Here is an 18,757-nt window from a genome sequence, read left to right on the forward strand (position 1 = left end):
ATGGTCAGTTGGTCCCGCATGTTTCCCGGGCTGCCGGCCGAAGTAGCGCAAGCGCGGGCCTTCACCCGCGCCGTGATGGGCGGGCATCCGCTCGCCGAATCGGCCGAACTCGTCGTGAGTGAGCTGGCGACCAACGCCGTTCAGCACTCGCTGAGTGGCCAGTGGTGCGGCCCGTTCATCGTGTTCGTGGACGCCGAACCCACCTCGGCGCACGTGGCCGTGGTCGACCTCGGCGGAGACACCGCCCCAACAGCTCGTCCCCTGCGCGCTCTCGACGTCGGCGACGATCACGGGCGGGGCCTGGGCATCGTCGCGGCGATGTCCAAGGAATGGGGCTTCGAGCCGGACTCGTTCGGGCTGCGGGTGTGGGCGAAGCTGGTTACCGACGCGCCTTCATGACCGGTCCGCGCATGCCCCGGCGGCGCCGGTTGTTCAACGCCATAAGCGCAACTTCAGGCCAGGTCATAGAGCCCGGTTTGTCTAGGGACCTAGACTCTTCCCCAGCGGATAGCGCGCACGAGGGAAGGGGGCCGATGTCCAACGAGTATGAGCGCATCGCCGCCATTGAAGACCCGTTCGCGCTGCTGCGCGCGGCGACCGACCGGCTCAGTGAAGCTCAGCAAGAGGTCACCGACCTGTCCCGGCTGCGGCGCCGCACCATCCAAGACCTGCACGCACAAGGCTTGTCCTATGCCCAGATCGCCACACAGGCCGGTCTGAGCCGCGGGCGCATCCACCAGATCCGCCACACCGGCCCGGCGCCGGAGGGCGCGTTCTTCGGCTCGGGCACGGTCACCGTCGTCACCCCCCTACGCCCCGAGCCGGGCAAGCCGCGGGCGGCGGTCTCCCTCGATGACCTCAACACCGGCAAGCGGCTGGAAGACCTCGCCCGGACCTACGACCTGACGGTGCAGGACGATCACGTGGCGGTTGACGGCGCCGTGAACCTCGACCGGCCCGGCCTGGTGGTCGTGTGCGGGCCGCGCATGTCTGAGGCGATGGCCCAGACCTACGCCAAGGATCCCGTGTTCGTCTGGGAGCGTGACGAGGACGGCCCGTGGCGCATCCGCGACACCCGCACCGGTGAGGCGCACATTGCGGGTTCGGACGCTTCGCCGCCCTCCTCCAGCGACATCGGGTACCTCGGCCGTCTCCCCCGCCCGGATGGTGCGGGCTCGCTGCTGGCGATCGCGGGCATTCACCCGGCGGGCTCGCTCGGGGTGGCGCACTGGCTGAGCACCGACATCGCCACCTTGTGGGGTCAGGTCGGCGACCGCGATTTCTCGGTCTTGATCCGCACCGAGTACGACCCCGACACCAACGAACCAGTGAAAACCGAGATGGCAACCCCGCTCTACCGCCACGACGAGGCTGAGGACGAGGCGTGAGTTTCCGCCTGGCCACCGACCCCGCCAAAGGCGACCGGCCTAACGAGGACTTCGCGGCCGTGGGCACCAATGCGGCCGTGCTGCTCGACGGTGCCGGCACGCCGCCCGGTACCGATTCCGGGTGCGTGCACGGTGTCGCCTGGTACTCCCACACTCTCGGCGGGCTGCTGCTGGGAGCGTTGGCCTCCGGCGACAGCCTTGCCGGTGCGCTGGCCGACAGCATCGAGCACGTGAACCGGCTGCACGCCGACACGTGCGACCTCAAGCATTCCGATACGCCCTCCTCCACCGTCATCGCGCTGCGGTGGAACGGTGCCGACTGCGAATACCTCGTGCTGGCTGATTCCGTGCTGGTCCTCGACCGGCCCGGCGCAGCGCCCGACGTGATCACCGACGACCGGGAAGCCGTGGTCGGCGCCGAGCTGCGCAAACCCATGGACGCGCTGCCAACCGGCACGCCCGAGCACGCCCAAGCGCTTCGCGACTACGTCGCCGCGCTGGCCGAGCACCGCAACCGTCCCGGGGGATTCTGGGTCGCCAACACCGACCCTGCCGCCGCCGACGAGGCCATCACCGGCCGCGTAGGCCTGGACGACGTGGCCGCCCTGGCGCTGCTGAGCGATGGCGCGAGTCGGCTCGCCGACCGCTTCGGCCTGGCCACCTGGCGCGCCACCCTGGACACCCTCGCCGACGAGGGACCGGCCGCGCTGATTCACCAGGTGCGCACAGCTGAGGACAGCGACGCCGAAGGGCAGCGGTGGCCGCGCGCGAAGAACCACGATGACGCGACGGTCGTCTACGGACACGCCGACGCCTGAGTATCCCCCTAGACAATCGCCGATCTGGCGCGCTACTGTCTGTCCATACCCCTAGACAGCACTCGCTGTGGCGGACGATCCACACTGTCTAGGGGGGTACGCAACGATGAGAAAGGCTGAGAGATGGCGATTCAGGGTGCGCTGCCGATCGAGTTCGGGACCGTGTTCCCGCACGGCGCCTACGCGCTCGGCGTGGAGCCCATTACCGACTTCGAGACGAAGCGTCCGCAGATGGACAAGGTGTCGGGCCTGCCGCTGTGGGCGGTGGACGTGATCGACGCCGATCCCGAAGCGCGCGGCAAGCAGAAGTCGGTGAAGGTCAAGGTGGCCGCCGAGCACTGCCCGACGCTGCCCGACGAGGTGCCCGGCCTGCCCTTCCGGCCCGTGGAGTTCGAGCAGATGTCGGTCATGCCCTACGTGGACGATTCGGGGCGCCGTCCCCGCGTGGCCTACTCGCTGCGCGCTCGGGGCGTGAAGACGCCCGGCGGTGCGGCCTCGGCCTCGCGCAAGGCTCCCGCCGCTGCCGGTGCTACGGCGTCCGGCGCCAAGGATGCGGGCTGACCGGCTCGCGCATGTAAGCGGGGCGGCCTGGTGCGCCAACACCTTCGGCCGCCCCTTCAACCCCTCGGTTCCGGCTTCCCAACCGATGACAGAAGAGGTGTGTCTTCAGTATGTCCGATCACTCTGCGCGGGTGAGCATCCGCGAGATCACCGCGTTCATGGACGCCGTGCGCGCCCACCGCACCGCCGCCTTCAACGGCTACCGTCCTCGACCTGATGCGGCGCTGCTGGCCTGGAAATCGTCCATCCTCGACCGGATCGCCGACCAGAGCACCGACGCCGAAACCCGCGCGGTCGCTGACGAGGCGCGCGCCGAACTGGCCGCCGTCCGTGCCGCCGACGAGGCCGAGCAGCCGGGGGGTGGTCGGTGATGCTGCGCAGCTCCAAGGCGGGCGCATCCCAGGTGCAGCGGCCCACGGCGCCCGTGCCTGCGCAGGCGGTGCGCTTCACGACTCCGGTCGTCGAGACGCCGGGAATCTTCATCCTGACCGGGTGGCTCTGGCGCTTCCTGCGGGCGCTGGTGCTGCTGCCGTTCCAGTTCCCGGTGTCGGTCGGCGCGGTCGCTGCCTCGGTGGCCGTCTATGTCGCCTTCGGCTGGCTCGGTGTGGCCGTGCTGTGGACGGTCGCCGACCTCGGGCTTCTCGTGTGGTGGCGGCGCTGGCCGGAGTCGTTCAAAGCACATGTGGCGCTGCGGGCGCTGGCCACCTGGCGCCGGTTCTGGATCTACCGGCGCCACTGGCAACCCGTCCTGGTCGTCTCCGGGCTGGCCGAGTCCTACCTTGAGCGCCAGTACCTTCCCCAGATCCGGGGCGTGACCTGCTCGGCCTGGGCCGACCGGGTGCGGGTCAAGCTGGTGGCCGGCACCGCCCCGGCCGAGTTCGAACAGCGGGTTCCTGAGCTGGCGCACGGCTTCGGCGCCCCCTCCTGCCGTGTCGAGGTGCGCGGGCCGCGTGACCTCGTGTTGGAGTTTCCCCGCCGGGACATGCTCGCCGACCCGATCGACGCGCTACCGGTGCCCGACGATCCCCAGGGTGTGGACCTATCGGCGCTGCCCGTGGGGCGCTGCGAGGACGGGCAGCCGTGGAACCTGCGCCTGCACGGAACCCACGTGCTGACCGTGGGCGTGACCGGTGCGGGCAAGGGCTCGGTGCTGTGGTCAGCCATCCGCGCCATGACCCCGGCCATCGCTGCGGGGACGGCGCAGGTGTGGGCGATCGATCCCAAGCGGATGGAGCTGTCGTTCGGGCGTTCCTTGTTCGCCCGGTACGCCGATGCAGCGGATGACGCCGTGGAACTGCTGGAGGCGGCGATTGCGGCGATGCAGGAACGCGCCGAACGCTACGCCGGACGCCAGCGGAAACACGTCCCGTCGGTGCGGGACCCGTTCGTGGTCGTGGTCCTGGACGAGGTCGCGTTCCTGACCGCCTACCACCCCGACCGCGACATCCGGAAGCGCGCCGAGAACGCAATCGCCACCCTCACCAGCCAAGGCCGCTCGGTCGGCTTCTGCGTCCTGGCCGCACTCCAAGACCCCCGCAAGGAGGTGCTGAACCTGCGCAACCTCTTCCCCGACAAGATCGCGCTCCGGCTGGACGAGGCGTCGCAGGTGGACATGGTCCTCGGAGAAGGGGCGCGGGATCGCGGCGCCAACGCCCACCTGATCGACCCCGACCTTCCCGGCGTGGCGTTCGTGAAGCTGGAGGGCTCCCCGGCCCCCGTGCGGGTACGGGCCGCCTTCGTCACCGATTCCGACATCGACGCCATGTCCGGTGAACCGGCCGCTACGGGGGTGGGGGCTGATGCCCACTCCGACCGGTAAGTCCACACGGGCCGAACGGCAGGCGCAACCGCTGGCGCGTGAGGTGGCCGAGCAGATCGCCGCCGACAAGGGCGTCTGCATCCGCCCGGTCTCCCTCCGGCGGACCGACATCACCACAGGTGCGACCGAGATCGTTGACGTGCCCTGCGGCACCACGCTGGAATCGCGGTGCCCCTCCTGCGCCAAGCGCAAGCGCTCCATCCGGCGGACTCAGTGCGAAGAGGGCTGGCACCTGACGCAGGATCCGACCGTCACGCCCGACGAACCGTCCGACGTTCAGCGGGCGTGGATCGAGCGGCGCGCCGTTGTGACCGCCGAGCGGGATCGGCTCGTCGACGAGGGCGAAGCTGCTCCGGACGAGGTGGCTGCGCTTGATCAGGCCATCGCCGACCTCGACGCCGAAATCACCGCATCCGGCATGCGCGGGTCCGTCTCCCGTGGCTCCTCCTCGTCGGGCTCGTTGCGGCGGGTGCGCTCCACCAAACGGCGCCAAGACGCGCCGGACCTGCCCAAACGGCAGATGGCGAAGACCACCGTTGGGCGCTCCTATGAGGATCCGGCCACGGGCCGCGTCTTCCGGCCCTCGCTGTTCGTGACGCTGACCTGCGACACCTACGGGCGGGTGAAGGCGGACGGCACACCGGTAGATCCCTCGACGTATGACTACCGGCGGGCCGCGCGGGATGCGCTGCACTTTTCCAAGCTCATCGACCGGTTCGTGCAGAACCTGCGCCGCGTGGCGGGCTTCGACGTGCAGTACTTCGCCACCGTCGAACCTCAACGGCGGCTGGCGCCACATTTGCACATGGCGACGAGGGGGACCATCCCGCGTGCCGAGCTTCGGCAGATCGCGGCGGCGACCTATCACCAGGTGTGGTGGCCTGCGGCCGACGATCCGGTCTACGCGGGGGAGAACCTTCCGGTCTGGGAGGAGTCGATCGGCGGCTATGTCGATATGGCAACCGGGGAAGTTCTGCCCACCTGGGATGAAGCCCTGGACGCGCTCGACGCCGACCCTGCGGCGGAACCGATGCACGTGGTCCGGTTCGGCCCCCAAGTGGATGCCAAAGGGGTGGTGGCCGGTAGTCCGGATGCCGATCGGTGCGTGCGCTACCTGGCGAAGTACCTGACCAAGGACATCGCCGAATGCCACGAGGTCACCACCGACGCCCAACACCGCCACGTTGACCGGCTCGTGGAGGCACTGCGGTTCGAACCCTGCTCGCCGAAGTGCGCGAACTGGCTGCGCTACGGCATCCAACCTGACAACGCCAAAGCCGGGATGACTCCGGGCTTCTGCCGCTCCAAGGCACACCGCCGCGAACGCCTCGGCTACGCCGGGCGCCGCGTGCTGGTGTCTCGGAAATGGTCCGGGAAGACCGTCGCCGACCACAAAGCGGACCGGCTGCGCTGGGTCCTGGACTCGCTCGGGGTGGATCCCGACGCCGACCCCGACGAGGGCCAGGGCGACGGCGCCGTTCCCGCGCTCGCCTCGGTCTCCTCAGGTGATCACGCCTGGGAACTCGCCCGGCCGACCGATCCCGACGTGCCGCCCCGCGAACACCGCCTCCTACGCGCGGTCGGCGAAGCGCTCAAACGCCGCGCCCAGCTCGACGCCGCTCGGCAACAGCGCTCCGACGATCTTTCGGCAACTCCGGAAAGGGCCGCATGACCGCCGCCACAACTACCGCGACGCAAGGCCACAGCATCCCCGCGCAGCTCTGGTCGGTGCGGGAAACCGCCGGCTTCCTCGGCGTTCCAGCGAAGACGCTCTACGAGTGGCGGTACAAGGGCGACGGTCCGCCCTCGTACCGCGTCGGGCGATACCTGCGCTACGTCCCCGCTGAAGTCCACGCCTGGGTCCGCTCGCAGTAGCGGCAGAGATAGGGGAGAGGAAAGCGCATGGCTCGGGTGTGGATCTACGACCGCACGCGCGACAAGGGGTACCGCGACGCCGTGGACAAAGCCAAGGCGGCCAAGCGCACCCCTCCGGCCCGCTGGCAAGTCCGCTACTACGACCCCGCCGGAAAGCCCAAGAGCGGCGGCACCTACCGCAAGAAGCCGGACGCCGAGAAGCGGCAGAACGACCTGGAATCCAGCCTCAACGCCGGTTCCTACCGCGACCCCGCCGCCTCCAAGGTCACCCTCGGCGCGATGGCCGACAAATGGCTAGGGACACGTACCGACATCAAGCGCGCCACCTGGTGGAAGTACCGGAGCCTGCTGGACAACCACGTCCTCGACCGGTGGGGAGATCTCCCGCTCGACGCGATCCACAGCGAGGACATCGCCGTTTGGATCGCCGAACTTCAGAAGCCGCGCGACGAGGGCGGGAGCAACCTCGGCGCTTCGCAGACTCAGCACGCGCACGCCGTGCTCTCCATGGTCCTCGGCTGGTGCGTGCCGCGCCGGATCCCGTTCAACCCGGCGCAAGGGCTCAAGCTCCCCAAGGCCAGCGAAGCCGAACACGTCTACCTCACCTATGACCAGGTGGAAACGCTCGCCAACGCCGCGGCGGAGCTGCGCACCAAGTACCGGCAGAAGTCGGCAGCCTCGGCCGTGAACCGCGCGCTCGTGCTCCTCCTCGCCTATACCGGACTCCGGTGGAGCGAAGCGGCGGCCCTGCGCGTCCATCGCGTCGACCTGGCCAAGCGGCGCATCCGCGTCGCCGTCACCTTCTCCGAGGTCAAGGGCGAAGCGACCGAAGACGTCCCCAAGACCGGCGAACGCCGCACCGTGCCCATTCCCGCGTCCCTGGTGCCCGAACTGGCTCCGCTGGTGGAGAACCGCGACCCCGACGCCTACGTCTTCACCACCAAGCGCGGGGCGCCGCTGCGCATCCACAACTGGCGCATGCGCGAGTTCAACAACGCGCGCACCAACGCGGGCCTCGACGGCATCGGGCTGAGCCCGCACAAGCTCCGGCACACCGCCGCGTCACTCGCCATCGCCGCCGGCGCGGACGTGAAGGTGGTTCAGCAGATGCTCGGCCACGCGACCGCGACCATGACGCTCGACACCTACGGCCACCTCTTCCCGGACCGCCTGGACGAGGTCGCCGACGCCATGGACGCCGGGCGGATGAAGGCCGCTGCGGCGCGCACCGACACAGCCCCAACCCCGCCGACCGCCCCGGAGCATGTGCACTGAATGTGTACCGGCCGCTGAGACCGCCAACCACTACACACACGAAAACGGGTGCCCACCTGGGTGGACACCCGTTTCTCTGTCGGGGTGGCGGGATTTGAACCCACGACCTCTTCGTCCCGAACGAAGCGCGCTACCAAGCTGCGCTACACCCCGTTTGCGCCGTGGAACAGTCTAGCGGACGTGCGGGCGTGGTCGCACACGATCAAGGGCCTGGGCGGGGTGCGGTGGGCGGGTGGGGGTGGTGGGGCGAGGTGCCGGGGTACGGGGATCGGCAAACCTCTCTAGAGGAAACGGCCGGGAACGGCCCTCGGGGTTGTCGGGAGGGGGCGCCGGGCGCACTTTGGGGGTATGGGAGCCGAGAGCCGTGTCCCCGTTCCCGATCCCCTGTCCGCCGTCCCGATCCCGTGGTGGGTCCGCCTGTCACGGTGGCTCAACGGGTCGCGGGTGTGTTCGGTGGGCGACTGCATCGAGCTGACAGAGCCGACAGAGCGCCATTGCACCACGCACATCCGCACCTTCCGCTCACGACTCGGAGAGCACCGATGCGCCGCGCCCCGCTGTGTGCGGGCACGCGCGACCGGCGACCACCTGTGCCCGCAGCACCGCGAGGAGACGTCGACCGACCTCGGCTCCGCCGCGGAGCGGGGCGGGCAGTGGAACGCCGCCGTCATGCGGCCCGCCTCAGGGCGGGCCCGAGATCAGCGGCCGTTCCACGGGTGAGCAGGATGCCTCCCCTTCCTCTGCGGACGGGGCCGGGCCCCCTCTCCGGCAGCGGGGAGGAGGGGGAGGCGTCCGCTCGCATACGCCCGCCCGACGGGGGCGATTCTGGGCGAGGAGACGCCGGGCGGACCCGCGGCGGACTGGCGGCCGAGCGGCTCTGCGGCCCGGCGAGCGGGAGTCCCGGTGCCCCGGCAGCCCGGTCGCTCTGCGGCCCGGCGAGCGGGAGTCCCGGTGCCCCGGCAGCCCGGTCGAACTGCGGCCCGGCGAGCGGGAGTCCCGGTGCCCCGGCAGCCCGGTCGCTCTGCGGCCCGGCGAACCGGAGACCCGGTACCCCGGTCGAACTGCGACCCGGCGAACCAAAGACCCGTGCTCCGTCGAACCGGGGTCCCGGTACTCCGGCATCCCTGTGGCCCGGTGCCCTGGTGGCCCGGTCGTCTGCGGCCTGGTCGCTCTGCGGCCCGGCGGGCCGGAGTCCCCGTGCCACTGCGGGCCGGGGGCTTCTGCGGCACCGCGTTCCGTCGCCGGACGCTCTTCCCCAGCGCTCACCTGCTGTTTCCCGTGAAACCACGGCCAAGCCTGGCCAACGCAGTGCCCGATGCCACCCGATGCCCTGGCCGGCCTCGTGCGGCGCGGGTTCGGGACCGGGCGGCCGCCGTCAGACGAGCTTCTGCAGCTCCGCCTGGGCCTCCTGCGCCTCCGGAGCGCCCAGGTCGGCGAAGAGCTTGGCGGCGCTTGCCAGGTAGGTCACCCGATCGTCGTGCGGCACCGCCTCGGGCAGCAGGCCGAGCCGCAGCAGCGCGCGCCCTTCGACGTGGCGCTCGCCCCGGGTGCGAGCCAGTTCCAGCGCCTGCTCCTGGATCCGCCGGGCTTCGGCCGCGTCGCCGTATTCGGCGTAGGCGCACCCCAGCTCGGAGAGGATCTCGGAGTCCGCGCTGTGCTGGCCGACCTCCTCGCCCAGTTGCAGGGCGGCCTTGTGCGACTCGATCGCCGCCTCGATGTCGCCGCTGCGGCGCTGGGCCACCGCCATACCGTTGCGGATGTAGAACTCGTCGCGCTGGGACCCGATGAGCTGAGCGAGCTTCAGCGCCTCGGAGAGGTAGGAGAACGCCTGGTCCAGGTTGCCCAGCTGGGAGTTGACCTCGCCCAGCACGCGCAGGACCTGGGCCGAGGTCTCGTACTGCCCCTCCTCGCTCTTGATCTTCAGCGCCGACTCGCAGAGCTCCAGAGCCTTCTCGTAGTCGCCCAGGACCTGGTACATCGCGCCCAGGTTGGCCCGCTGCACGCCCTCAAGCGAGCGGTCGCCGGCGGCGACCGCGTACTCGAAGACCTTCCAGATGCAGGACAGGGCCTCGTGGAAGCGCCCCATCCGGTCGTAGACCATGCTCAGGCTGGAGTAGACCCGCGCCTTGCCGCGCTCGTCGTCGATGGTCTCCAGCAGCTCGCGGGCCTCGTTCAGCAGGTCCAGCGAGTGGCTGAAGCGGCCTGCCAGGCAGTGCGCGATGCCCAGGCCGATGAGGGTGGCCGCGCTGCCGCGCACGTTTCCGTTGGCCCGGCTGGCGGCGAGCGCCTTCTCCTGGGTCGACATCATCAGCTCGGTCTGGCCGTGGTTCGCGTAGTGCCGCCACAGCGAGTCGGCCAGCTGCCACGCCTGCTCGTCCAGCCCCACGCCCGCGTAGAAGTCGACGGCCGAGGCGAGGTTGTCCTGGTGCCGCTCGAACCACGCGGTGGCCTGGGCGTGGTCGGTCAGCGTGGTCTCGTACCTGGAGGAGCTGCTCCGGTCGATCTCGTAGTGGTGGCCGCGCGGCCCCATCATGTCGGCCGCCCGGTTGGCCATGTCGAGGTAGTGGTCGGCGAGGCGGCGCCGCGCCTCCTCGGCCTCCGCCGGGGAGAGGTCGGTGGCCGCCTTCTCGCGGGCGTAGGAGCCGAGCAGGTCGTGGAACCGGTACAGGTCGACGCTGGGCTCCTCGAACAGGCAGACGCTCACCAGTTCCTGGAGCAGGTCGTCGGCCTCGGGAGGGTCGCAGTCGAGCAGGGCGGCCGCGCCGTGCAGGTCGACGGTGCCGCCGATCATCACGCCCAGGATGAGGAACGCGCGGCGCTGCTCCTCATTGAGGCTCTGATAGGACAGCTCGAAGACGGCTTCGACGCTGTGGCCCTCGATCCGCAGCTCGCGAAACATCCGGTGGTGCTCGCTGAGCCGCTGCTTGACGTGCTCGAAGGTCCAGCGCGGCCGGCTGAGCATGCGGCCCGCCACGATGCGCAGCGCGAGCGGAAGCCCGCCGCACAGCCGCATCACCGCGCGCGCGGTCGGCTCCTCCTGGTCGACGCGGTCCTGCCCCAGAACGGTGGAGAACAGGCGCAGCGACGACTCCTCGGTGAGCATGCCCAGCGAGATGTACTGCGCTCCGCTCAGCCCGGGCAGGTCCTGGCGCGAGGTGACGATGGTGAACGAGCCCGGAGCGGCCGCCAACAGGGGACTGATCTGTGCGAAGTTGGCGACGTTGTCCAGCACGATCAGCACCCGCCGGCCCGTCAGGCTCGCCCGCCACAGCGCGGCGCGCTCCTCGACGGACTCCGGGATCGCGTCCGGCTGCACGCCGATCGCGCGCAGGAGGCTGCCCAGCGCCGCGGCGGGGATGACGGGTTCGTGCTCGACCGTGTAGCCGTAGAGGTCGATGAAGAGCAGGCCGTCGGGGAACCGGTCGGCCAGCCGGTGCGCGCCGTGCACGGCCAGAGTCGTCTTGCCCGCACCTCCCAGACCGGTGACCACGGCGATCTCGGCCCGGTTCTCGTCGCGCGTCCCGAGCGCGAGCAGGCGGTCCAGGTCGTTCTCGCGGCCGGTGAAGTCGGGGATGTCGCGCGGGAGGTCGTTGCGTGAGACGAAGTCGCGCGGCCGCTGCTCATGAACCGGCGGCTGCTCCGCGGGTGCCGACTCGCCGCCTGAGGGGGTGACGGCGCCGATAAGCCGCCCCACGTGGGACTCGGTGTCGCGCAGGATCTGCCCGTGCAGCTCCATGACCTCGGGGCTCGGGTCGACGCCGAGCTCCTCGGCCAAATACTCCCGGCACTCCTGGAAGACCGCGAGCGCGGACGCGCGCTGCCCGCTGCGGTACAGCGCCGCGATCAGGAAGTACTGGAGGCGCTCCCGCATCGGGTCCTCGCGCACCAGCGGCGTGACCCGGGTGACGATCTCGGTGTAGCGGTGCAGCGCGAACGCGCACTGCGCCCACGAGGTCCAGGCGCTCCAGTTCTCCTCGAGGAGCGGCCGAGCGACGGCGTTCCACAGGTGCTCGGAGCCGGTGCCGGAGAACGGCTGGCCGCGCCAGCACGCCAGCGCATCGTCCCAGAGCACGGCCTCCTCGGCGGGGTCGCCCGCGGCCTTGGCGCGTTCGACGAGAGCGCGGAAGCGGTGCAGGTCGACCCGGTCCGCCTCGACCGCCGCCATGTACCCGCCGGCGGTGGTCTTGATGACGTCGGGGAAGGAGCGGCGCAGGTGCGAGATCTGCACCTGGATCACGGAGCGGGCGGTTCGGGGCGGGTCGTCGTCCCACAGGTACTCGATCAGGCGGTCGACGGTGACTTCCTTGCCGCGCTCCATCAGAAGCGTGCCCAGTACGCACCGCTGTCGCGGACCGCCGACGGAGAGCGACTCTCCGTCGTTCGACCACGCCGAAATGGGGCCGAGCACGCCAAAATTCACGAACAGCACTCTAGCAAGGCGGTTCGCGCCGCACCGGGTGAAGTAACAGCACTGTGGACGCCGTGCTCCCCTCCCCGCAGCACGGCGTCCACAGCGGCACGCGGGGCCGCATCAGCGGCCCTCGGGGCTCGTCGCCCCTACTTGTCGGACTCCTTCTCGGGAGTCTCCGCCTCCTTCTCGGAAGGCGCGCTCTCGGGCGCGGTCTGGTCCTCCTGCTCGGGGTCGGGCTCGGAGAACGGCTCGATCCGGGCGGCGATGGCGGCGAACTCCGCGTCGATCGGCGCGGTGGGGGCGAGCACTGCTTGGCTCATCGGTGATCCTCGATTTCTGCAGGGTGTCGCATGGAAACGGACCGAAGGGGGGCTAGGGCCAGTCAACCACCGGTGCGTCGTCGTCGACCGGCTGGTCGTCGTCCTCCTCGAACGTCTCGTAGTCCGGTTCGGAGAAGGGATCGACCCTGGCGACGATGGCCGCGAACTCCGCCTCGACGCCGTAGGCGCCGGCGAGCAGGGGCGAAGTCATGGGGACTCCTTCGGTCTCATGGAACGTCAAGGAGGTCAGGAGCAGGCCTTTCCCCGCGATCGAGGTATCGGCCCGAAGCGGTCCGGGGGCCGGTCCCGCGGCCTGCGGCGGCCGCGGGCGGCATCCGCCTGCCCCGGATCCAACGCGGCCGGCGCCCGCAGGCCGTCCTCCTGCGGGTGCCGGTCCGGCTGAACGTGGTTCCAGCCTAAAAAGAGGGTCTTGCGGACCGCTTTCAGTTCTCTTTCGGCTGGCGGAAGCCCTTCTGGACGGGCCGCGCGCCTTACCCGGCCGATCGGTTCCCGACACGCGGGAATCTGTCCTCATCAGGCCGCGAAAGGGCACGAAGGGGGCGGTTCCCTCTACACTTCCTGCTCGTGGCACACCACGCTCCCGACACCGAGGATGTATCGAGCGGCCTCCTTCCCCAGAGCACGCTCTGGCGGGTGGTCATCCTGCTCGTGGCCGCCGTCGTCCTGGCGGCGGCGACCCTTGTGCTCTGGGCGACCGGCGGCCTGGCCCGGGCGGACGCCACACCCGAGGCCGAGCCGGGCACCGAGGTGCGCACCGCGATGTACACCCTGACCCCGCAGAAGGCCGAGTTCGTCAAGGACGACGCCGGCCTCACCGCACTGCAGGTGCGCGCCGAACTGGTCTCCAACGACACCAAGCCCATCCAGGTCAGCCAGCTGGGCCACGTGATCGAGGTCGACTTCCCCTCGGACGGGATCGACGCGTCCGCGCTCAGCGTCGCCTACGTCCGCCACCCCGGGGGCCTGGTCTTCGAGATCCAGCCGAAGATGCGCGAGAAGGTGGTCATGACCTGGTCGCTGCGCAAGGCCGAGCAGGACGACAAGGACCAGGAACAGCAGGAGCAGTCCGACAACCCGCTGGCCGGCCTGGGCGGCGGCTCCGGAAGCTCCGAGCCCTTCGACCTCGACGATCTGATGAAGACCCCCGAGGACGTGGCACCGCTCGCCGAGAAGCAGGACGAGGTGACTCTGACCTTCAACGAGACCGAGTTCTCCCCGGGCTTCACCGACCAGTCCAAGACCTGGAAGGCCACCGACGACGTCGCGGCCGAGGTCACCTTCCCGCTCGGACAGGGGTGAGGCGCGCGTGGCCTCCTCCTTCACCCGCAGCGCGGTCGCGACCTTCGCCACCCTGACGCTGCTCGCCCTGATCGTCGCGGCCCAGTCGCTGGTGCCCGACGAGACGCTGGCGACCGAGCCCATCGCCTCCTCGGGCGATATCGGCGAGCCCGTCGACGCCGGCCAGTTCTCCATCACGGTGCAGGAGGTCCGGTTCGCCGAGACCGTGGCCGACAAGGACGGGTTCGGCACCTCCGGGCCGATCGAGGCGAACGGCGTGTGGCTGGTGGCCGGCGTCCGGATCACCTCCGCCTCGGCTCCGCTGACCAACGTCGACGCCGAACTCGTGATGGACGACGGCTACGTCTACTCCGCCAACGGGTGGCTGAGCAACGGCCTCTCGGGCGGCCTCGGCACCACGCTGGAGGCGGGGATCCCCGTCGCCGGCATGCTGGTGTTCGAGGTGCCCGAGGACCGGATCTCGGCACCCGTTCTCCAGGTGAACGCCCGCGAGTCGATCGACGACCGGCTCAGCGCCCGCGCCGACATCGACCTGGGGCTGAGCGGAACCGAGCTCGACGAGCGCCTCTCCCAGCCGGAGGAGCGCATCGACGTTCCCGCCCCCGCCAAGACGTCGTAGGAAGCGCCGCCAATGCACCCCGACGACCCCCGCCGCGGCGAGCGGCCCCACGACCAGCAGCCCCCCGCCGAGCAGCGGCGGCCCACACCGCCCGAGGGGCAGCCGCAGCACCCCTCCGGCGGGCAGCCTCCGCCCGCGGAGCGCCGGCCCCCGGACTCCGGCGCGGAGGGCCGCCCCGCACCGCCGCCTCCGCCGCCTCCGGGCAACCGTCCGCCTGCCGGACCGCCCGGGCAGCAAGGCGGCCGCCCCGCACCTCCTCCTCCGCCGCCCGGCGGCAACGGTCCCCACCCCGGTCGTCCCGGACCTCACCCGCAGCCCGGCGGGCCCGCTCCCCAGGGGGGACAGCCTCCGCAGGCTCCCCGAGGACCGCAGGGGCCGCCGCCGAGCCCGCCTCCCCAGCCGGGGCCGCAGCACCGGCAGGGTCCGCAGCCGCAGCCGGGTCCCCACCCGCCCCAGGGCCGACCGGGACAGCAGGGCCACCAGGCTCCGCCACCGCCCGGCGGCCCGCGGGCCGGTCCCCCTCCGCCGCCCGGCGGCCCCCACGGCGGCCGACCGGTCGGTCCGCCCGGCCCGCCCGGACCACACGGTCCCCAAGGCCCAGGCCCGCAAGGCCCCTACGGGCCTCCTCCGCCTCCGGGCACACCCGCCTTCGCACCGCCGCCCGGCGGACACCCGGCCCAGGCGCATCCGCCGCACCCCGCGCAGCCCGTACCGCCGGGAAGCGGGCGCGCTCGGCGGGCGCTCCCCTTCTGGAAGCGCGCCCACCTGCCGTCCATCGCCGTGCTGGCGGTGGCGCTGCCGGTGGCTCTCGGCGTGCCCTGGTGGATGGAGCGCGAGGCGATGCTCGACCAGGGCGCGATATCGCCGGAGCCGATCGCGGTCGCAGGCACCGAGGACCCCGCCGAGCTGGTGGGCAGCCGATGGGAGCTGCGGGGCACGCTCGTCGACGAACTGGAGGGGGCCGCGCCGCCGCCCGAGGGCACCCACCTCGTCGACGCCGTGTTCAAGCTGACTCCCGGCGAGGGCAAGGCCCGCAAGCGCCTCGCGAACTGCGAGTTCCGCGCAGTCGACGACCAGGGGCGCTGGTGGCAGCCGACCTCCAGCTACTCCATGCGGCCCGGCCTGGAGGGCACGGTCTCGGTCCTCTACGGCTGCACCGACGAGAACAGCAAGCCGCTGCCGGCAGGCGAGGAAGCGGGCGTTGTGGTCAGCTTCGTCGTGCCAGAGGACGCCGTCGACTCACTCGCCTTCGAGGTCGCCGTGCCCACCGCCGGTGGCGGTCAGGACCCCGCGCCCCGGGCGATGCGCTTCGAGCAGGAGGAGTAGTGCCGGCCCCCGCGTCCGGCGGGCCGCGGGCCGAGCGGGTGTGGCGGCGCTCAGGCGTGCACGCGCCCGGCGGCGCGGGCGCGGCGGCCGGTGCTGGAGGCGCTCAGGCTGCGCAGGGTGACCTCGAACGTCGCCGCCAGCAGGCACACGCGCATCAGCTCGTGCAGCGCGTCCACCATGAAGCTGACGGGCGTCAGCCACGGCCACCACCAGCCGAGGAAGTCGTGCGGACCGACCGCGACGTAGACGCCGCGCTCCAGCCAGGCGAAGGCGACCTCCATCAGCACGTAGTAGAGGCAGAAACCCAGGTAGAACACCGGGCTGGCGCGCAGGATGAAGCGGAAGGCGTTGATGAACGGCGTCCACCGGTCCTGCGCGCTGCGCCGCATGAGCCGGCCCATCTGGCGCAGGACGCTGTTGCTCGGTGATGTCAGCGCGTCCTCGATCTTGGCGGCGCGGGTGCCCTTGCGGAACAGCGCGTCGTGGCGGTCCATCTCCGCGCCGAAGATCACCGCTGCGATGGTCAGCCACAGCAGCGGTTCGAACAGGCCGTCGCGCAGGTGCAGCATCAGCTGCCCGATCAGGTCGAGCGCGGCCAGATAGCCCTGCTCGATCGGCAGCGACGTGGCGCTGCCGAGGCTGCGCACGAACTCCAGAATGCCGTTCTCGAACGCGTGCCAGGCCTGGCGCTGGGCGGCCCAGGTCTTGATGTTGCCGTAGACCTGCATGATCGAGAACAGGCCGAAGAACATCCAGTTGGCCTCGAACAGCGCCGTGAACAGGCCCAGGATCTTGCTGTCGGTGCGCGCGTAGAGCCGGTCGCACAGCACCCGCAGCAGGAACGACACCAGCGCGACGGCCAGCGGAAGGCCGAGTGCGTTGATGTCGTTGCCCTCGACGAATCCGGTGAGGCCGCGCTGGTTGATCAGTTCCACGTTGTACTGGCGGAACTCCTCGGCGAAGCGGCCCCAGGCGTTGTAGAAGATGAGGAACGGCAGGATCGCCCCCGCCACCGCGTCGACCCAGCGCCGCTCGCCTTCGGAAACCCCGCCGGAGCGCGGGGAGGCCCGGGAGAACAGCTCGCGGTCGACGGTGGGCAGGCCCGGCCGCAGCATGTGGAACATCACGATGGTGACGGTCAGCTGCGTCAGCACGACCAGGGTCATGCCGATCAGGCCCACGTTCTGGTCGAAGGCCGACAGCCGGACGACGCCGCGCATCATCATGTCGTGCAGGAACGTGCCGATGACATAGACGCACAGCAGCGGCGCCCAGTACCGCCTCGCCAGGTCGAGGGTGTACAGGGGGAGCCGTGAAACCGAGGCCGTCGCCTTCGCCGTGCTGCTCATCGCGCGCAAATCCTAGCGGGCGGGGCATACGCGGTGGGCATTGGCACTGGCCGGAGTCGGCCGCAGTGGGCAAGGTGGAGGGGTCGAGACCGCCCCGTCGATCGGGGCGGGAGAAGGAGGTGGGATGAGCGACGGCGACGGCTGGGTGACCCTTCCCGACGGCTCGCGCCGCTGGGGCCGCTTCGGCAGCGCCGGGCTGCTGCTCCGCGCGCCCGGGCAGCGCGGCGGACCCGGCGGCCGGGTGCTGATGCAGCACCGCGCGGTGGGCAGCCACCAGGGCGGCACCTGGGGTGTGCCCGGCGGGGCGCGCAACAGCGACGAGAGCCCTCTGCAGGCCGCGCTCCGGGAGTTCGGCGAGGAGGTCGCCGGCGACCCCGGCACGTTCGAGCTGATCGGAGTGCACCGCCAGGAGCACACGGTCTGGCGCTACGACACGGTGCTGGCGCGCACCGTGTACGGCGGGCGGCTCGAAGCGGCCAACTGGGAGAGCGACGAGGTGCGGTGGGTCGGTGTCGGCGAGGTGGCCGAACTGCGGCTGCTGCCGGCCTTCGGCCGCACCTGGCCCCTCCTGCGCGAGGCGCTGGGCCGGCGGCTCTCCCTGCACGTCGACGCCGCGACGGTGCTGCCCGAGGAGAGCCCGGAGGCGCTGGAGCGGCTGCGCGACGACTTGGCCGGGCTGGCCGCCGCGGGCGTGGCCGCCGCGGCGCTGCCCGACGGGCTCGCCGAATCCGGCCTGCACCTGTGGTTCCCGAAGGTCAGACTGCTGGTCGGGGCGGACGCCCCGGCCCCCGCCCCCGCGCCCGGCGTCGAGGTGGTGCGGGCGCGCCCCGGCGCGTCGGGCGGCTCGGCCGACCGGGAAGACGCCGACGGTGTACGCACCGACACCGTCCTGGTCACCGGTCGCGGCGGCGGCCCCGAGCGCGGCGGCGCCTCCACCGTCCCTCCGGAGTGGCTGGCGGATGCGGGTCTGCTGTCGAGCGCCGCCGAGGGAGTGCGCGGCGCGGTTGAAGGCTGACGAGCCGGGGCGGCCGTGTGGTGAGCGGGCGCGGGCACTTCCGCCGCGCGCCGCTCGTTCATCGGGCAGAAGCCGCCCACAGGGCTGTGGAAAAGTCCACGGACCCGGGACGACAGGTGCCAGAGTGCTCCGTCAGGGGTAAGTCAGGGGTGTGCCCTGATGCATCTCCGCCGCCGGGCGGGCATCCTGGGTGGACAGGCTGGGCACAGGCTTCCAACCAGCCGGAACAAAGGAGCTGACATGACGCTGGAGCGCGGAAACTCGCTTATGCCCGTGCACGCGGCGACGCTTATGTGGCCCACCGGTATCGCGACGGGGGCGGGTGTGGTGGCCGGAGGCCTGTCCTTCCTCACGGCGCTGCCCGCCATCACCATCGCCGGCCCGATCGGCACCGCGATCTTCTTCTTCGCACTCGTCGGCGGGGGCGTCGCACTCCTCGGCAGTAGGGGCGACCGCCGGGCGCGCCGCTGGGCGGGCCAGTACCCCTGGCGGTTCGCCGCCGGCCCGGCCGCGCTGGCCGGTGTGGGCGTCGCCGCCACCTCGCTGCTGAGCGCGGGCTTCTTCGGCGCGATCTTCGCGGGCCTTGGAGCGGCAGCGGTGATCTGGGTCATCCTCGGTATCGTCGGCATGGTGGCGGGGAACAAGTCGACCTGATCCACTT

Annotated in this window: 18 protein-coding genes and 1 tRNA gene; 14 read left to right on the forward strand and 5 right to left on the reverse strand. The window is 71.2% G+C overall.

What is annotated here, in order from left to right; all coding sequences use genetic code 11:
- From ABD284_RS22190 to ABD284_RS22230, 9 genes are all read left to right on the forward strand, one after another.
- Positions 1-399, forward strand: coding sequence for an ATP-binding protein (locus ABD284_RS22190; RefSeq protein ID WP_344147004.1), 399 nt, complete (start codon positions 1-3; stop codon positions 397-399).
- 134 nt (positions 400-533) lie between these two features.
- Positions 534-1,388 (forward strand): sigma-70 RNA polymerase sigma factor region 4 domain-containing protein, encoded by an 855-nt coding sequence (locus tag ABD284_RS22195; RefSeq protein WP_344147007.1) that lies wholly within the window; start codon positions 534-536, stop codon positions 1,386-1,388.
- Positions 1,385-2,206: a protein phosphatase 2C domain-containing protein gene (locus ABD284_RS22200; protein ID WP_344147010.1), complete on the forward strand. Its 822-nt coding sequence runs from the start codon at positions 1,385-1,387 to the stop codon at positions 2,204-2,206. Before ABD284_RS22195 ends, ABD284_RS22200 begins: the two co-directional genes overlap by 4 nt.
- Positions 2,207-2,329: 123 nt before the next feature.
- Complete coding sequence (locus tag ABD284_RS22205) at positions 2,330-2,767, forward strand: plasmid replication, integration and excision activator (protein WP_344147013.1); 438 nt, start codon at positions 2,330-2,332, stop codon at positions 2,765-2,767.
- 110 nt (positions 2,768-2,877) lie between these two features.
- Positions 2,878-3,138: a hypothetical protein gene (locus ABD284_RS22210; protein ID WP_344147016.1), complete on the forward strand. Its 261-nt coding sequence runs from the start codon at positions 2,878-2,880 to the stop codon at positions 3,136-3,138.
- The gene (locus ABD284_RS22215; protein WP_344147019.1) at positions 3,138-4,586 is read left to right on the forward strand and encodes an FtsK/SpoIIIE domain-containing protein; all 1,449 of its coding nucleotides are present in this window, start codon (positions 3,138-3,140) and stop codon (positions 4,584-4,586) included. The genes ABD284_RS22210 and ABD284_RS22215 overlap by 1 nt, the downstream gene beginning before the upstream one ends.
- On the forward strand, positions 4,567-6,258 hold the full coding sequence (locus tag ABD284_RS22220) for a replication initiator (RefSeq protein ID WP_344147022.1): 1,692 nt from the start codon (positions 4,567-4,569) through the stop codon (positions 6,256-6,258). Before ABD284_RS22215 ends, ABD284_RS22220 begins: the two co-directional genes overlap by 20 nt.
- Positions 6,255-6,461, forward strand: coding sequence for a helix-turn-helix transcriptional regulator (locus ABD284_RS22225; protein ID WP_344147025.1), 207 nt, complete (start codon positions 6,255-6,257; stop codon positions 6,459-6,461). The genes ABD284_RS22220 and ABD284_RS22225 overlap by 4 nt, the downstream gene beginning before the upstream one ends.
- Before the next feature lie 27 nt (positions 6,462-6,488).
- On the forward strand, positions 6,489-7,736 hold the full coding sequence (locus ABD284_RS22230) for a tyrosine-type recombinase/integrase (protein WP_344147028.1): 1,248 nt from the start codon (positions 6,489-6,491) through the stop codon (positions 7,734-7,736).
- 79 nt (positions 7,737-7,815) lie between these two features.
- Here ABD284_RS22230 and ABD284_RS22235 read toward each other — a convergent pair.
- The 4 genes from ABD284_RS22235 to ABD284_RS22250 form a co-directional block, all read right to left on the reverse strand.
- A tRNA-Pro gene (locus ABD284_RS22235) sits at positions 7,816-7,889 on the reverse strand.
- Positions 7,890-9,111: 1,222 nt separating this feature from the next.
- Entirely contained in the window at positions 9,112-12,156 is a 3,045-nt protein-coding gene (locus ABD284_RS22240) for an AfsR/SARP family transcriptional regulator (protein ID WP_344147031.1), read from the reverse strand.
- A gap of 137 nt (positions 12,157-12,293) precedes the next feature.
- Positions 12,294-12,467, reverse strand: coding sequence for a hypothetical protein (locus ABD284_RS22245; RefSeq protein WP_344147034.1), 174 nt, complete (start codon positions 12,465-12,467; stop codon positions 12,294-12,296).
- Between the two features lie 52 nt (positions 12,468-12,519).
- Complete coding sequence (locus ABD284_RS22250; RefSeq protein ID WP_344147037.1) at positions 12,520-12,678, reverse strand: hypothetical protein; 159 nt, start codon at positions 12,676-12,678, stop codon at positions 12,520-12,522.
- Positions 12,679-13,052: 374 nt separating this feature from the next.
- Here ABD284_RS22250 and ABD284_RS22255 point away from each other — a divergent pair, with 374 nt between their 5' ends.
- The 3 genes from ABD284_RS22255 (at position 13,053) to ABD284_RS22265 (ending at position 15,732) form a co-directional block, all read left to right on the forward strand.
- Positions 13,053-13,787: a hypothetical protein gene (locus tag ABD284_RS22255; protein WP_344147040.1), complete on the forward strand. Its 735-nt coding sequence runs from the start codon at positions 13,053-13,055 to the stop codon at positions 13,785-13,787.
- A 7-nt stretch (positions 13,788-13,794) separates the two neighbouring features.
- Positions 13,795-14,406 carry a DUF4352 domain-containing protein gene (locus ABD284_RS22260; protein ID WP_344147043.1) on the forward strand — a complete coding sequence of 204 codons (612 nt, stop codon included), beginning with the start codon at positions 13,795-13,797 and terminating at the stop codon, positions 14,404-14,406.
- Positions 14,407-15,186: 780 nt separating this feature from the next.
- Positions 15,187-15,732: a hypothetical protein gene (locus ABD284_RS22265; protein WP_344147047.1), complete on the forward strand. Its 546-nt coding sequence runs from the start codon at positions 15,187-15,189 to the stop codon at positions 15,730-15,732.
- A gap of 50 nt (positions 15,733-15,782) precedes the next feature.
- Here ABD284_RS22265 and ABD284_RS22270 read toward each other — a convergent pair whose 3' ends face one another.
- Complete coding sequence (locus tag ABD284_RS22270; protein WP_344147050.1) at positions 15,783-17,081, reverse strand: hypothetical protein; 1,299 nt, start codon at positions 17,079-17,081, stop codon at positions 15,783-15,785.
- Between the two features lie 124 nt (positions 17,082-17,205).
- On the opposite strand from ABD284_RS22270, the gene ABD284_RS22275 reads away from it, so the two are divergent.
- Together ABD284_RS22275 and ABD284_RS22280 are read left to right on the forward strand one after the other, a co-directional pair.
- On the forward strand, positions 17,206-18,096 hold the full coding sequence (locus tag ABD284_RS22275; RefSeq protein ID WP_344147053.1) for an NUDIX domain-containing protein: 891 nt from the start codon (positions 17,206-17,208) through the stop codon (positions 18,094-18,096).
- A gap of 240 nt (positions 18,097-18,336) precedes the next feature.
- A complete protein-coding gene (locus ABD284_RS22280) occupies positions 18,337-18,750 on the forward strand; it encodes a hypothetical protein (protein ID WP_344147056.1) in 414 nt (137 codons plus the stop codon).
- The last annotated feature ends 7 nt before the right edge of the window (positions 18,751-18,757 follow it).

Origin of the sequence: Streptomonospora arabica (assembly GCF_039531585.1) — a bacterium.
Classification (GTDB): Bacteria; Actinomycetota; Actinomycetes; order Streptosporangiales; family Streptosporangiaceae; genus Streptomonospora; species Streptomonospora halophila.